We start from the raw sequence: 14559 nt of genomic DNA, 5'->3' as shown, positions 1-14559 counted from the left end.
GGAGGCAACCGGCCGCAGTGCCAAGCGCTGCGGGTCCAGGTAGAGGTGGACCGGAAGTTGCGCAGGCGCCGCCGGCCGGTCCATCAGGGCGGCGCCTGGGTATGTCGTCGGTTCACACCGACCTCCCGCAGGAAGCAGGGACACGGCTTTTACCGGTGCGCCGTTGCCGCGGTGCACCGGTCCCGAGCCGGGCAGAATCGGGTGCGTCATCGTTGCTGCTCTGACGCCAGCAGGGCGGCGCGTACCAGGTGGCAGCGAAGGGGGTGCCCGCCAGTGATGACGGGATGATCCCCGAGGCTGTTCTCCAGAGCTGGTTCGCGGGGCAGGACAGGTTCGCCTGCCGCTAAGTGGCCGCCGGCGGCCATTACCCGGGCCGTTGCGGGGACGGGGACTTGTGCCCCGTTGATTTGTCGCGCTGTTGAGTACTCAAGGAACGACCGCTTCCTTCGGACCCGTGCCACGGGGCCCTCCGGGCGGCGCAGATCGCGCATTCGTGCAGGTCAAAGCAATGTCGCGCTGCTCTCTGTCGTCCCGAACGGGATGACCGGCACTGAGACTGTTCTAGCACGACTGCTACAAGCAGCACAATGAGTTGTGCTGTGCGTGCCTGTTGGGCTGGTGGAAGGGGCGGATAGCATCGCCGTATGACGCCAACCGCTGATGACTCGCGCCGAGTGAACGAGCAGATCGCGGATGCCCTTCAGAAGGACATCGAGTCAGGCAAGCTCAAGGCGGGTGCGAAGCTGCCGGCGGTCCGCTCGATCGTGGAGAAGTTTGACGTAGCCCCGGGCACTGCGACGAAGGCGCTGAAGCTGCTCGTGCAGCGAGGTCTCGCACGCCCGGACTCGACGCGTGGCTACTTCGTGAGGAGCCAGACCGAGGAGCCAGAGGGCAGCAAGCCCAGCCCGGAGTTCGTGGCGATCATGCAGGAGATTGAGGGCATTCGGGCTCATCTGGCTCGCCTCGATGACCGTCTGAACCAGCTGGAGCGGTAGCGGGGCTCTGCGTGAACGTCGTCGAGAGATCGTGCGCCCGCTCAGACAACGCGTTCACCTCGCCGGATAGTTCGCTGATCGCAGCCTTCACCGCTTGCCATTCACGTGCCGTCAGACCCACGACCGTGCCCCCTTGTTGCTGTCTCAATGCGTCTCACTCTGTACGCCTTCGACGCTATGGCGCGGGTCCCGGGTGACCCCGGAAAATCCTTCCGGGGTCACCTTCCGAACTGAGCTGAGGCTGAAGCCATGCGAGGAATGACGCAGCACCTAACGACCGGCGAGCGCGTTGCCTGGTACCGCCATCGCCGTGGCCTGTCTCAGGACGTACTGGCTGGACTCGTCGGCCGCACGGCTGACTGGCTCGGGAAAGCGGAGAACAACCGCATCGAACTCGATCGCCTTTCGGTGATCCGGGCGCTCGCCCACGCGCTGGACGTGTCCATCGGAGACCTGATCGGCGAGCCGACCCTACTGGAGTGGTCCAAGGACAGCGGTCAGCGAACCGTGCCCGCCCTTCGCGAAGCGCTCATGGACTACCGGCTCCTCACCCCGTTGATCGGTACGCCGGCGGACGGCGAACCTCCGACGCTGGCGGCGCTGCGTTCGGACGTGGGCGAAGTCTGGGATGCCTACCAGGACTCGCGTTACGGATTCGCAGCCCGTCAGCTCCCGCCACTCCTGGCCGACGCCCTGCTCGTGGCCCGCACCTGTGCCGACGGCGAACGCGAGGAAGCGAACGGTCTGCTCGCCATGACCTACCAGGGCGCCGCCATGGTGCTCGGCAAGCTCGGCGAGAACGAGCTGGCATGGATGGCAGCAGACCGGGGGCTTGCCGCGGCGCAGCTGAGCGGCAACAACGTGATCATTGGGTCGCTGTTCCGATCCGTGACGCACTGCCTGCTCTCCACGGGGCGCTTCGAGACGGCTGCGCAGCTCGTGAGGGATGCTGCTGGGTTCCTCGAACCGGGACTCGGCGAGCCGACGCCGGCCTACCTCTCCGTGTACGGGACGCTGTTCCTGACCGGGGCCATGGCGGCGGCCCGAGCGGAGGACCGAGCGACCACTCAGGAGTTCCTGCGGGAAGCCGAGAGCGCAGCGTCTCGGCTCGGAGCCGACGCCAATCACATGTGGACGGCCTTTGGCCCGACGAACGTGGCGATCCACCGGGTAGCTACGGCCGGCGAACTGGGCGATATGCAGATCGCGGCGGAACTCGGGCCCGAGGTGGACACCAGGGGCCTTCCGGTGGAACGGCGCGTGCGGCACAACCTGGAGGTCGCACGGGCCCTCAGCGCGTGGAACCGTACGGACGAGGCTCTCGCCGCAGTGCTGGAAGCCGAGCAGCTCGCGCCCGAACAGGTCAGACACCACTACATGAGCCGAGATCTTGTCCTCGGATGGGTCCGCGGCACCCGAGGGCGCCCGAGCCAGCCGGTTGCCGACCTGGCGGAGAGGCTGCGCGTGGTGTGAGCTGGTTAGGCTCGTTCGCATGAGCGACAACGAGCACGAGGCGAAGATGGCGCGCCCGAGAATGGCCTCGGGTGCGCTGTTCTTTGATGATCAGGGTCGGATCATGATGCTTGAGCCGACGTACAAGGACTACCGGGAGATCCCGGGAGGCTACGTCGAGACCGGCGAGTCTCCGCGCCAGGCGTGCATCCGGGAAGTACGCGAGGAACTGGGCATCGAGCCAGAGATTGGGCGACTCCTCGCGGTGGACTGGGCCCCCAGCCCGAAGGAGGGCGACAAGGTCCTCTACATCTTCGACGGCGGCGTCCTGACGCCAGAGCTGCGGGGGCGGATCCAGCTGCAGTCGTCGGAGATCGGCTCGTACGACTTCCACCCTGCTTCCGCCCTGGCGGACCTCACGATTCCTCGGCTCGCACGCCGGATCGAGGCAGCCGTCCAGGCCAGGAACGCGGGAGACGTGGCGTATCTGGAGCACGGGCGTGAGGCTCAGCACGCGGCATGACTGGCCAGCCCACCCGGGGAACGCTCATCACCATCGAGGGGATACGACGTCAATGCGAGTGACGCACGGCTTACCGCTTGCGAAGAAGACGACCCTGGGCATCGGAGGCCCGGCGGCGGTGTACGCCGACCTTCAAGACCTTGCCGACTTCCCCGAGTTCGTCTCACTCGCCGAATCCTTTCCAGGTGCGCCGACCTGCCTGGGGGCCGGCAGCAATGCACTGGTCGCTGACGCGGGCTGTTCGTCGCCTGTGCTGCGGATGAACACGAAGGGCGTGCGGTTCGTGGGGGAGGCGGCCGACGGCCGGACCCTGGTCGAGGTGCAGGCTGGCCATCCCCTGTCTGACCTGGTCGACACGGTCCTCAGCCACGGGCTGATCGGCATGGAGATGCTCGCGGGCGTCCCCGGGACCGTCGGCGCTACGCCGGTCCAGAACGTCGGCGCGTACGGCCAGGAGATCTCCGACACCCTGGTCGAAGTGACGGCCTGGGACTGGGTGTCGCGCCGACGCGTCACCCTGGACGCGGCGGCGTGCGGGCTGGGGCATCGCACCAGCATCTTCAAGGGCTCCAGCCGCTGGACCTTGCTGACGGTGGTTTTCGCGCTGCAGAAGTCCGCGCTCAGTACCCCGATCACCTACCGCCTGGTCGCTGACCAGCTCGATGTGCCGGTCGGCAGCCGGGTGCCGCCAGCCGAGGCGGCCGAGGCGGTGCTGGCCGTCCGGAGGGGCAAGGGCATGGTGCTGGGGTGTCCCGGCGCCGACCGCCGGACGGTCGGCAGTGTCTTCTACAGCCCCGAAGTGACGTCAGCCCAGGCTAGGTGGTTGCAGGACGAGGGCGCGTCGCTCAACCGTTTTCCCGACGGCATGACCAGGGTGAGCGCGAGCTGGCTGATGCGGCGGGCGGACTTCGCTCTCGGCAGCCCAGTTGCCGAGGGCGTACGCATCTCGCACCTGCACCACACGCTGGTCGCCGGCGAGGGTTCGAGCTCGGCATCGTTCACCGAAGCCATTGGCACCGTGGCCCGGCGGGTCATGGAGCGGACCGGCATACGCCTCGTGCCGGAGGTCGACTTTCTCGGCGACTGGTCCTAAAAAACGAGGGAACTTCAGAGGACACGGAAGGAGAGCCCATGACAGAGCAGGAAACGGCGATCCGTGCCGTGGCGCAGCTTGCTGACCAGGTGCATTGGGTGGCCCGCCGAGCTTCAGCGTCTGGTCCTCGCCGCCGTCGCCCCGTACGTCGACCATAGCGGGGCGACTTTGTGCCGCCGTTGTGGTCACAGTTGAGGCAAGGTGCTGGTTGTGGCGCCAGCGCCGGACGCACGTGTGGCCCGGCCGATCGGCCGGGCCACACGTTTCGATTCCTCTGCTGCGCGCTACGCGTGCGTGCCGAGAAGTTGGTGGGGCTCCGCTGCAACGAAGGTCCCCTTGAGTTGTCCCTGGTGCGTCCACAGCAATACGGATCGTCGCCCGGGGCCCGCGCAAATCTCGTCGCGCTGGGCTCAACGGGTAAGAGTCTCTCCGGGAGCGCGAGTAAAAGCAACTGCAGTTGTTCGGAAATTACACTGCTCGAACAATAATCCGCTCTGACCTGCGGAAACCTACTCCTGATGAGAGAAGTCGTTCTGGTTTATTCGCGACACCTACGCGACGGGAAGCAAATAACCCGGAAGCGGAGCGCGGTTGGTTTTTTGTGTTCTGTCAACGAATTCCAAGATTTCTCTCCGCCTCGACGGGGCCGCCCCTTGACCTGCGGAAACCCCTGTTGCTCTTGCGCTGCAACCAGTTTTCCGGCGAATCTACGCAATCTTGCTGACGATGCAGCGTGCGAGGCATGTCGCAGCTCTGGAACCGTAGGGAGAGGTGTGCTGGGTACGGCAACTGCCGTCCCATGCATGTGCGTTGACAGAAGTAGCGTGACCACGGCCCTACCTTCCGGCTGCAACCGGGCGGGCCAGTCCACAGCAATCCGCCGTCTCCCGAATTTGGAGTCTTCTTGTCCCTGATCCTTCCTGAGAACTCCGGTACCTCCCAGCCCGAGCCTGCGGGCACACGCTCCCGGCTGTCCTGGGTTGACCTGGTCCTTCTGGTCGTGGTGCTGGGCGCGCTTATCGCACTTCTCGCCTGTGGGGTAAAGCTCCCGGAGGCCGTGACCATCGTGGGCATCGCCGGGCTTGTCAGCGCCGAACTGCGCCGTCGCTTCACCCAGACCTGACCATCCCCCGGCCCGGGGCAGCAATGCCCCGGGCCGCGGGCTGACGAAAGGACTGCGGTGGCCCGCCCCATGAACTCCCTGCCCGTCGGCGACACTCACGACCGCCGACTGGTGAACTTCGCCTCTGCCCTGCGCTCTCTGAGAGAGAGGGCAGGTGAACCGAGCCTGACCGAGATGTCTCGGCGCTCAGGCGTCTGCACCGCCGCGCTTTCCGAAGCACACAGCGGCCACAAACTGCCCACCTGGCGCACGGTGCACGGATACGTCCACGCCTGTGGCGCCGACGCCACGGCATGGCGCGGCAAGTGGGATGACCTCCGGCTCGCGCAGGAGACCTCACTTGTGGATACCACCCACGCTGCCCTCATGAGGCGGTGGGCCAGCACGCAGCGGATCACCCCGCCGCAGATAAAGAACGAGGCAGAGCTGGCCCGGCTCCTGGACCACATGCGACGATTCCGCGGCCTGAGCTTCCGTGACCTGGAGCGCCGCAGCGACGGCTACTCCCACCACACCTACTGGGCCGTTCTGCGCGGCAGTCGGCCGGTGACCTCCAACATCCTGGTGGCCATGCTGCAGGCATGCAGCGTGGACCCGGGCCTTGCCCAGCGCTGGCTTGTGGAATTGGCCCGCGTGCGGCCTTCAGAAGAACTGCGCGTTCTGACGTTGCTGTCGAAGTTCAAAGCCCTGCGCCCTCAGAGGCATCTCCGCCGGGGGCCCACTGACGCCCGGCCGCCGTCCGTCCAAGTCCAGTACTTCAGCGGCAGCCGCCCCATCACCGTCGCCGAGGCGACGGTCCCTGGACAGGATCCGGTGCGGTTGACCGGCCCGCCAGCATGGACGCCGCCGGGTCGATAGGAGCAGCCGGCGGGGGATAGCAGCCTGCTCCGGCGCCGGAGCAAGCCCAGTGTGGCCTGACTTCTCTGTGCGCACCATCGCTGTCCATGGGGGCCAAAAGGCCTGCTTGCCTTGTGGGAAGTGCGCCACGCTGCTCTGTGAGGCTGCACGACCGCTGGCAACGTTTCCGCGGGCGGCGTCTTCCGGCACTAGTGGGCGATGCGTGGGCCAGCGTTCTCGATCAGGAGATCCACGCCAACCTCATCGACCGCCTCCAGGAGGCCAAGGGCCAGGGCTGGCTCGGCGAGGTCGCCGCGATCGAGACCACCATGGCCGCCGCCGCGCAAAAACTGGAAGCCATGCGCGACCGCGCAGCGAAGCCCTCCACCGTTCATCTCGGCATGCCCGACTTCCGGTCCTCGACGGGGCGATCCACTATGGATGCCTGACGCCCTGATATCGAGGTCTTACGAACTGGGGCACGCTGCTCGCGGTAGCTACCTGCCATCCGAAACGAAGGAGAGAAGTCGATGGAACGTCGCTTAAGGTCGTCCCCGTTCACGCCCGTCCTGCGTGTGCTCACGGGCTTGCTGGGTGCAGCGTCTTTCGGAACGGGGGTGTACGCGGTATTCGTGACCCAGAACGGGACCGGCACAGGGGTGTTGCTTGCCTTCGGCGGCGTCTTGCTTGTTCTCGCTCTGCTCGGTAACCACATCGAGAGCTTCGAATTCGGTGGAGCCACGCTTAGGCTCCGTGCGGCCGCAGCGGAGAGATTCGCACTAGCAGAGGAGGCCGAACGTCAGGGGGATACCACCACGGCCGGCCAGCTGCGTGCGGAGGCACAGGCCCTGCTGGACGCTGCGGGGCCCATTGCGGCCGACTACCAGTCGGTGCGTGGCTCGATGCGCCCCAGTCCCGAGCGCACCCGCGCAATGGAAGAGGTTGTTTCCCGAGCTCGCCGTCTCTCAGAGGAGCAGCCGTTCGAGCCAGCTGAAGTCCTGCGCTGGCTGCAGGAGGGAAGCGACGAGGAACGCGTCACTGCCCTAGCCATGATGCAAGCCAGCCGTGAACTGCGAAATTTCGAGGCCGCACTCGCGGCTATCGAGCACTCTCGCAGTCCATTCGAGCAGTACCACGCGATGCTGCTCACTGCGCAGATGATTGACGACCTTGACGCGACGCAGCTAAGGCAACTGGCCGAAGTCATCAGGTCCCAGCGAGGGGCTCGCTTCCGCCGCGACACCGACCGGTGGCAGCTCAGCGAGGACATCCTCCGGCGCGTGGATCGACGCTCCGGCACCCGGTGAGCGGGACGGTCACCGGGTTGGCCAGTCGCCCGCGACACGCTCGACTGATTGCCTCCAGCGAGATTTTCTTTCCGTTACCGTCCGCACACGGCTCCACCTCCCCCACGTTATTTCAGGGTCGGTAGTTCGGATAAGCAGGCGTGTTCGTGGATGCAGGGAGTTCCGAAGGCGCGGGCGCAGGTTCCGATGGAGAGTTTGCGGCGTTCGAAGTGTCCGAGGAAGGCGACCCATTCCTCGTTGGTGGTGGGGGGGGGCGGTACTCGGTGCTGGGGCGTAGTGCGCGGCGGCGGGCGATGAAGGCGCGGTGGGCTTCGATGGCTTCGCACTGCCGTTGAAGTTCTACGCGTGAGTGGTTCCTGCGAGACTCGTCCAGCGGCATTGTCAGTGGCGGAAGGTACGGTTCCGGACGTGATGATTGATTCAACTCCTGCCCTGGACTGGGCGAGCTTGGGACAGGCGTTTGCCTCCGCCTACTCGGAATTCGAAGCGAACGATTTCCTTCACGCAGCCAGGGCAGATGAACCAACTGGGCTAGAGATTGTTGATGCGGAGGAGCCGGAGGGGGTGGATGAAGAACGGCTCCTCTGGCTGAGAGGAGTTACCAATTTCCGCGATTACTTTCCGCATGAAGCGGCTGACCTGACGCCCTATATCGCGGAAACGTTGGTAGATGTGCAGAGAGCGGCTAGGATGGAGAATCCGCTGACTCTGGTTGGTACTGAGCAGAAAATTGGGGGCTATAGGATAGACGTTCTCGCGAAAACCCGAATCGGGCCCATGGATCGATTTGTGGTTATTGAGAATCAACTTGAAAGGTCGGATGCGGATCATTTGGGCAGGTTGATCAGCTGTGCAGCTGAGGTGAACGCCAGTCATGCAGTCTGGATATGCACCGAGTTCCGCCCTGAGCATCTGAAGGTCATGGATGCATTGCGGCGCGATAGTGCGGGCTGCGTTTATGTTCCGCTCGTACTCGAAGGGGCGCGCACTAAGGGGACTATGGCGCAATTCGATCTGGCAATCCCGGAGACTTATCCTACCCCTGACGACCCGATGAGGGAAAAGATTCATTTCTTCATGCGGCAGGCCCAAGCCGCACAATTGGCGCTTCTCAAGTCTTGGTCGATTATCGAGGATAACCCCGGAGTTGATTTCAATCGATACCATCCACTTCTATCCGATCTTGGATATTGGAGCCGCGAGAATTGTGAGCTTATTGGGAAAATGCTGAAGTCTGTTCCCGCTCAAAGGCGTACCAGGGGGCCTGCCTGATGCCCCGCTAACGGGGAGTCTCGGGCGGCTGCGGTCCGAGATCGGACATCGCCCAATGGGTGGATGGTGGTTCGAAATCCCGAAATCGGCTCCGGTGAAACCCCAGGTCGGAACTATTGGCCTGGTGACGTTGGCTGCCGCCTTACTTCGGCCAGGGCGCCTGCATCGCGCAGCATCGTCGTCGAAGCGGTTGCCGACTCCTCCGAAACTTCTTCCAGGACGTCTGCTGGCACGTCCCTGGTCAGGATCTTGCTATGCCACAAACTCAGTCCCGTCAGCCTGTGCAGCACCTTCATTACTTCAACGGCCCAGGGGTCTGGTTCCAGGACCACAACTGGAGTCGACACTTAGTCGCAGACAAGTTCGACGCACTCGGGCACAGTGTGCTCGCCTCCCTGCTGCCAGGCAGCGCCATCGACACGCTCGGACTGTCGCAGGTCTGGGTGCCTGTGGACGAGACGTGGACGAGTGGAGGCGGTACCGCACTACGTGAGCCTGAATGTGCAGGCCAGGAGCAGTGTTGTTCCGCTTGCGGACCTAGTCTTGAAAACTGTCGTGAGGTAACCCCTCACCGTGGGTTCAAATCCCACAGCCTCCGCCGAGGTAGACAAACATGCAGGTCGGAGCGGGTTCCGGAGTGATCCGGGCCCGCTCCGACTGCGTTGGCTGACGCCGGCCGCAAGGTAACCAGTGGCCTTGAGAGCTTCGATTGCGGCTGGTGGTCTGCTGCCTGCTGCCTGCGCGGTTTCTGCAGGCCGCCGTCGAGAGATGATCTCCGGGCCCGCTCGGAGACCGTGGCTCGCTCAGAAGCCGTAGCAGACGTAGGCGCCCTCGGGCCCGCGGGCGATCCGGTCCGAGCCCCAGCAGTGGAGCATCGGCCCCACGCGGTACAGGGCGGCGCCACCGGCCAGCAGGACAAGGACGGCGAGCACGATGGTCACGGTCCGCATGGTCGTCATCCGCCGTACGAGCCACCAAGCCCCGGCGACCGCAAGTGCCCCCAGCCCCAGCATGACGGCCGATATCGGGGCGGTGTTGTTCTGGATTCCGGGAAAGCGGTCCGGGTGCGCGGCCCGTTGGACGGCGGCGAAGGCGAAGAAGAACAGCAACAGCCCCAGCAGCAACAGTCCGACGGAGCCAGCCCCGCGGCCGACGGCCCGCCCCCGGCTCTGCGGGCTTCCGGGCGCCTCGGCGGCGTCCGCGCGCACGAGCCGCCGGTCGAGGACCGCCCGCAGCCGGTCCACCTCCTCCGGGTCCGCCACGGCCCGCTTGGGCAGGACGACGAAGCCGACGGCGGACTTGTCGGCGCTGAGCAGCACGAACAGCTCCGGCGTCTCGGCATAGCGCGAGTAGAGGTGCCAGTCGTGACTGGCCGAGCTGTGCGCGGTGGCGAGCCGGAGCCCGGTGTCGTCGACCGTCCCGCGGATGTCCCCGTGCCGTTCGGCGAGCCGGTGGAGGCGGCGCGCCTGCAACGACGGCGCCGCAGTCATGAAGGCGACGAAGGCCAACGCTCCCACATACAGCGGCCACCGTGTGTCCCGGTGGCCGGAGCCGGCCGCCGACAGCAGGGCGCCGACGGTCGAGACCGCCACCGTCCAGACCAGAGCCCGACGCTGAAAGCGTCCCGCGCCGGTGCTCCTCGCGCGTGCCCGCAGCGCGGACGCCCATTCGCCGACGGTCGGCCGGTAGGCCAGCTCCACCGGTCTCTCGGCGACCGCGTCCGTTTCCCGGCCCTCGGTCATGTCCCCTCCCCGGTTCGGTGATCGACCGCATCGTAGAGGCCGTCTCAGCCGCTCCGGCGACCTGGCGGTGGTCGGCACCGTACGTCATCGAGGTCACGGAATGTTCGGAGTGCTGTGGTCGACGGTGTACGGGCACCTCGACAAGGCCAAGGCCAAGGCCAAGACCGTGCCCCGCCAACGCAGGAAGGCCGCGGTCGCGGGCTGCTGTCAGATCGGGCCCCGAATCGACCTCAGCGACGGATGCCGCACGGTCACCAGAATCCGAGCCTGCCAGGCACACACCTTGCCGACACCTGCCAGTCCTTGACTGGACAGAGTCAAGCCGCAGCTAGAAGGATCGTCGGGCAGTGCCGCAGGCATCGTCGGGGGGCGGGCCGGTGAAACCTGTTTTACCTCCGAGGCACGCCGCGTCGTCACCCTGACACATCGGAGGAAAACCACAGATGAGCTTCGGCAGCCCGAACAACCCCTACGGCCAGCAACCGCCACAGGCCCAGTACGGAGCTCCGCAGCAGCCGGCCCCGTACGGATACCCCCAGCAGGCCGCGCCGGGCTACGGCCAGCCCCAGCAGCCCGGAATGCCCGTCGGGCCCGGGGTGTACGCGAGTTGGGGCAGCCGTTTCGGTGCCTTTCTGATCGACTTCCTGGTCGCCGGTCTGGTGCCGGTGATTGCGGTCATCGCCGCGGTCGTCCTCGAGGGCACCATGAAGTCGGGCTGCTTCATGGACCACGAGTGTTACGTGGCCAGGGAGAAGGTACGAGTCCCCATCATCATCGGCCTGTTGGTGGTTGCCCTCCTGTGGTTCGTCGCGGCCAACATCTTCATCCTCGTCAAGGAGGGCAAGGGCGCGTCGCCGGGCAAGAAGGTCATGAAGATCCGGCTCATCCGCGAGGAGACCGGGCGGCCGCTCGGCTTCGGTATGGCCCTGCTGCGCCGGATCTGCCACGGGCTGGACAGCGCGGCGTGCAGCATCGGCTACCTGTGGCCGGCGTGGGACGCGAAGGGCCAGACCTTCGCGGACAAGGTCATGCGCACGGTGGTCATCAGCACCGAGTAAGCCGATGCCGAGCCCGGCCGCCGGTCGGTACCTCATCCGCCCGAAGGCCCGCTCGCATCCGCGCGAGCGGGCCTTCGGGCCGCGTGGATGGACGACTGTCCGCCGGTTGATCGGCGACTTGGTGCCTAGTGCGGTGTGGCAGTGGCAGTGGCAGTGGTGGTGGTTGGGGCAGTGGCCCGTGCCTGGTCGCTGTGTATGCGCCGATGCGACCCAATTGCGCCCTGTTGTCCCCTGAACCTGTGCGCTCACTCTCCACCCCATGGGGGCGATTGAGGAAACCAGCCAGATATGCCAGGGCTGCCACACAGGCGGCCCTACCGTGAGGGAACGTGGCCGCGTCAGCCTCATGGCCGTGCTGTGCGATCCCTGTTGGAACGTCTACGCCAACCAACTTGCCCTGGAGGAGGGCGCCACGGCCCCTCCCAAGGCCCAACCCGATCCGGACGACGTCACCTGGTGCGAGCCGCCGACCTGTCGTGATTGCGGGGCCATGGTCAGGCACTACCCCACCAACTACGACCGATGGGTCTATCTGGCCGTCGAAGACCTACCGGCGAAGGACGTGGCGCCTCGCCATCGATGGCGGCTGGCGACCCTACGGGGCCGGCATTCCCGCGTCATTGTCGACGTCGTGGCCATGCGAATCCGCGGCATCGAACCACTCCCCAGCGACCCGGTGCGCCCCGCACACCGGGCACAGTGTCTCAACCCGGACGTCGAGCAGGACGTCGAGTAGGACGCCGAGCAGGAGGCCAGGCAGGAACACACAGGCCCGGCTTCCTGATTCGGAGGCTCAGACAAGGAGTCGGGTGCGGAGCCGGGAGATCAGGGATTCGTCGGCGCCGAGGTGCTTGACGGCGTAGTCGTGTACGGAGCCGTGGGCGGCGGTCAGGTCGGCCAGGAACAGCCGCATGACCGCTTCCGGTGCGCGCCCGTAGCCGGGCCACTTCAGCGCCCGGTCCGGGTGGGCCGCTTTCCAGTCCGCGATCAGCCGCTCGGTGGCCAGTTCGGTGAGGGCGAAGTCGGCGGCGATGGTGTCCTCGTCCACGCCTATGAGGGAGAGAACCAGTCCGGCCAGCAGGCCCGTGCGGTCCTTGCCCGATGCGCAGTGGAAGACCTGCGGGGTGCTCTCGGACGCGATCACCTCGAGTGCCTGGCGGAGCTCCTCGGCGCCGTCGTGGGCGACCTCCGCGTACCGATCGGCGAGGTAACGCCAGGGGTCCAGGGCCGGGTCGATCTCCGCCTGGTCGTAAGGGCGGTGCTCCACGCTGAGGTTGATGTAGGCGAGCCCTTCGGCGCCGGGCGCCCGGCCCTTGGCTTCGATCTCCCATGGGTAGCGCAGATCGATCACCGTGCGCACGCCCAGCGAAAGGAAAAGGTCCCAGTCGGCGCCCTGGAGTGTGGAGAGCGAGTCGGACCGGTACAGACGACCCCAGCGCACGGTACGGCCGTCCTGGCTGCGATAGCCGCCCAGGTCACGGAAGTTGTGCAGGCGCTCGAATTCCACGTGTCGTTTCACTCGCGGCACCCTATTCTCTTTTGTGATCGCGCGGGGATGTTTTCCGGGCCGGGAGGGGGAGAGGGAGGGTGAACTCGAGGGGTGCGTAGTCGTTTATCCATCCCTTGTTCATCCCTTATCCAGCCGCGTTGGTTCAGTGGGATATGTGCTGGTCAGGCGAATTCTTGGGGTCAGGGTAGGCGGGTCTGCGGGTGTATGGGCCCGGGCGGACGGAATGGAGTATTCCGCGATGAGGGGGTGAGTTGTTGTCCGACTCGGATTCCTTGGAATTCCTCCCGGTGGCAGTCGTCCGGCCGGAAATTCCGGCCGTTGGATTGATGCGGTACGGTCGGTAATGTCGTTAGGTCGTTAGGTCGTCAGTGTTGTGGTTACCGCATTGAGCGGGTGCGGCGGGAGATGGTGGGGTGGGGCGGCGATGGTGAGGATTCGGCGGGCCGAGGCCCGTGATGCCCGGCGGCTCGGGCGGATGGTGCGGAGTTCCAGGGCGTACGAGGGGCCCTATGCCTCGATGGTGGCGGGGTATCGGGTGGGGGCCGATTACATAGCGGCGCACCGGGTGTTCGTGGCGGTGGAAGGGGACGGCGCGGACGAGGGCAGGGTGCTCGGCTTCTATGCGTTGATCGTCGATCCGCCGGAGCTGGATCTGATGTTTGTGGCGGATCATGCGCAGGGGGCCGGTATCGGGCGGCTGCTAGTGGAACATATGCGGGCCGAGGCGCGGCGGGCGAGGATCGAGAGTGTGCGGGTGGTGGCGCATCCGCCTGCCGAGGGGTTCTACCGGAGCATCGGCGCCCAGCGGACCGGAACGGAGTGGGCGAGGCCGCCGGTGGTGATGTGGGATCGGCCGGAGCTCGCGATCCCCGTGGGGTAGGCCGCGTGGGGTAGGCCTCGTGGGGCAGGGGGTCAGTGGAGGTACTCGTCCTCGATGACGTCGAAGATGTTGTCCCAGAAACGGGAGGGCTCGAGGGCGGGCTCGAGCGCGGTGAGGAGGGAGCGGAACTCCTCCAGGGCAGCCGCCGCGTCGTCCCCGGTCAGCCGGTCCTCGTACCGGGCGAGCAGGGCCAGAGCGCCGGTGATGGTGGGCAGGTCATCGGCTGCCCATCCCGCATACCCGGCGGCGTGGTCCCAGCCGTTGGGGTCGTAGAGCCGGATGGAGCCGGTGTCGCCCATCAGCATCAGGTTGATGGCGTACTGCTCGCCCAGGCCGTAGGCGTAGCGCTCCGGGGGAGAGTCGTCGTCCGGGCGGCGCTCGCCGAAGAGTTCGGCGGGATCTTCCTCCCACAGGCCCTTCTCGCGAAGGTGAGTGGAGTCGAAGTCGACGAACGCCAGGTGGACGGCCGGGAAGCCGATGGTCGTCAGGAACGTGCGCGATTCCCCGTCCTCCAGCCGCTCGGGCAGCTCGGCTTCCGTCGGGCGCCACAGTGAGCCCGCCCCGAAGCAGGACTCCAGCCACTCGGCCGTCGGTGCCTTGGCCGCGGCCAGCAGGGCGGCGGTGTCGGTGTCCATGTCGATGGGGGTGTCGTCGGTGGTGGTGATGGCGGTGGTGGCGGTGGTCTCGTCCGGCATGAGCCCCTCCTGCGGTGTGACGTCCGGGTCGTGGCGCGTGCGCGCGTGTTGCGTTGGTGTCTCGGTGACGAG

15 protein-coding genes and 1 pseudogene are annotated in these 14559 nt (G+C 66.2%); 12 read left to right on the top strand and 4 right to left on the bottom strand.

Features of this window, described 5'->3' with window-relative positions; genetic code table 11:
- The first annotated feature begins 644 nt into the window (after positions 1 to 644).
- The 9 genes and pseudogenes from ADL29_RS25145 to ADL29_RS43660 all read left to right on the top strand — a co-directional run bounded on the left by ADL29_RS25145 (position 645) and on the right by ADL29_RS43660 (position 8602).
- Complete coding sequence (locus tag ADL29_RS25145) at positions 645 to 995, top strand: GntR family transcriptional regulator (RefSeq protein ID WP_078971269.1); 351 nt, start codon at positions 645 to 647, stop codon at positions 993 to 995.
- Positions 996 to 1253: 258 nt separating this feature from the next.
- Complete coding sequence (locus tag ADL29_RS25140) at positions 1254 to 2468, top strand: helix-turn-helix domain-containing protein (protein WP_053925872.1); 1215 nt, start codon at positions 1254 to 1256, stop codon at positions 2466 to 2468.
- A 19-nt stretch (positions 2469 to 2487) separates the two neighbouring features.
- Positions 2488 to 2970 (top strand): NUDIX domain-containing protein, encoded by a 483-nt coding sequence (locus ADL29_RS25135; protein ID WP_053925871.1) that lies wholly within the window; start codon positions 2488 to 2490, stop codon positions 2968 to 2970.
- On the top strand, positions 2948 to 4063 hold the full coding sequence (locus ADL29_RS25130; RefSeq protein WP_245689624.1) for a UDP-N-acetylmuramate dehydrogenase: 1116 nt from the start codon (positions 2948 to 2950) through the stop codon (positions 4061 to 4063). The genes ADL29_RS25135 and ADL29_RS25130 overlap by 23 nt, the downstream gene beginning before the upstream one ends.
- 904 nt (positions 4064 to 4967) lie before the next feature.
- Positions 4968 to 5186, top strand: coding sequence for a hypothetical protein (locus ADL29_RS25125; RefSeq protein WP_053925869.1), 219 nt, complete (start codon positions 4968 to 4970; stop codon positions 5184 to 5186).
- 69 nt (positions 5187 to 5255) lie between these two features.
- Positions 5256 to 5738 (top strand): annotated as a pseudogene (locus ADL29_RS46685) (hypothetical protein); the annotation flags it as partial.
- Between the two features lie 443 nt (positions 5739 to 6181).
- Positions 6182 to 6472 (top strand): hypothetical protein, encoded by a 291-nt coding sequence (locus ADL29_RS44205; RefSeq protein WP_169795262.1) that lies wholly within the window; start codon positions 6182 to 6184, stop codon positions 6470 to 6472.
- Between the two features lie 183 nt (positions 6473 to 6655).
- Positions 6656 to 7330 carry a hypothetical protein gene (locus ADL29_RS25110; protein ID WP_157878572.1) on the top strand — a complete coding sequence of 225 codons (675 nt, stop codon included), beginning with the start codon at positions 6656 to 6658 and terminating at the stop codon, positions 7328 to 7330.
- Positions 7331 to 7738: 408 nt separating this feature from the next.
- Positions 7739 to 8602, top strand: coding sequence for a hypothetical protein (locus ADL29_RS43660; protein WP_157878571.1), 864 nt, complete (start codon positions 7739 to 7741; stop codon positions 8600 to 8602).
- A gap of 113 nt (positions 8603 to 8715) precedes the next feature.
- Here ADL29_RS43660 and ADL29_RS41535 read toward each other — a convergent pair whose 3' ends face one another.
- On the bottom strand, positions 8716 to 8934 hold the full coding sequence (locus ADL29_RS41535; protein WP_281181951.1) for a ribosomal protein L7/L12: 219 nt from the start codon (positions 8932 to 8934) through the stop codon (positions 8716 to 8718).
- Positions 8935 to 9405: 471 nt separating this feature from the next.
- Positions 9406 to 10344 carry a YcxB family protein gene (locus ADL29_RS25105; RefSeq protein WP_053925865.1) on the bottom strand — a complete coding sequence of 313 codons (939 nt, stop codon included), beginning with the start codon at positions 10342 to 10344 and terminating at the stop codon, positions 9406 to 9408.
- Positions 10345 to 10787: 443 nt separating this feature from the next.
- Here ADL29_RS25105 and ADL29_RS25100 point away from each other — a divergent pair, with 443 nt between their 5' ends.
- A complete protein-coding gene (locus tag ADL29_RS25100; protein ID WP_053925864.1) occupies positions 10788 to 11402 on the top strand; it encodes an RDD family protein in 615 nt (204 codons plus the stop codon).
- 319 nt (positions 11403 to 11721) lie between these two features.
- The gene (locus ADL29_RS44635) at positions 11722 to 12138 is read left to right on the top strand and encodes a DUF6083 domain-containing protein (RefSeq protein ID WP_245689623.1); all 417 of its coding nucleotides are present in this window, start codon (positions 11722 to 11724) and stop codon (positions 12136 to 12138) included.
- A gap of 57 nt (positions 12139 to 12195) precedes the next feature.
- On the opposite strand, the gene ADL29_RS25095 is transcribed toward ADL29_RS44635, so the two are convergent.
- A complete protein-coding gene (locus ADL29_RS25095) occupies positions 12196 to 12921 on the bottom strand; it encodes a tyrosine-protein phosphatase (RefSeq protein WP_053925863.1) in 726 nt (241 codons plus the stop codon).
- 415 nt (positions 12922 to 13336) lie between these two features.
- Here ADL29_RS25095 and ADL29_RS25090 point away from each other — a divergent pair, with 415 nt between their 5' ends.
- Positions 13337 to 13792: a GNAT family N-acetyltransferase gene (locus tag ADL29_RS25090; RefSeq protein WP_053925862.1), complete on the top strand. Its 456-nt coding sequence runs from the start codon at positions 13337 to 13339 to the stop codon at positions 13790 to 13792.
- A gap of 32 nt (positions 13793 to 13824) precedes the next feature.
- Here the strand turns inward: ADL29_RS25090 and ADL29_RS25085 are convergent, their stop codons facing one another.
- Positions 13825 to 14487 carry an SUKH-4 family immunity protein gene (locus ADL29_RS25085; RefSeq protein WP_245689622.1) on the bottom strand — a complete coding sequence of 221 codons (663 nt, stop codon included), beginning with the start codon at positions 14485 to 14487 and terminating at the stop codon, positions 13825 to 13827.
- Positions 14488 to 14559 lie beyond the last annotated feature (72 nt).

It is taken from the genome of Streptomyces chattanoogensis (assembly GCF_001294335.1).
GTDB lineage: Bacteria > Actinomycetota > Actinomycetes > Streptomycetales > Streptomycetaceae > Streptomyces > Streptomyces chattanoogensis.
Note: the sequence above shows the minus strand (reverse complement) of the source record. Positions and strands in the feature narration are given on the sequence as shown.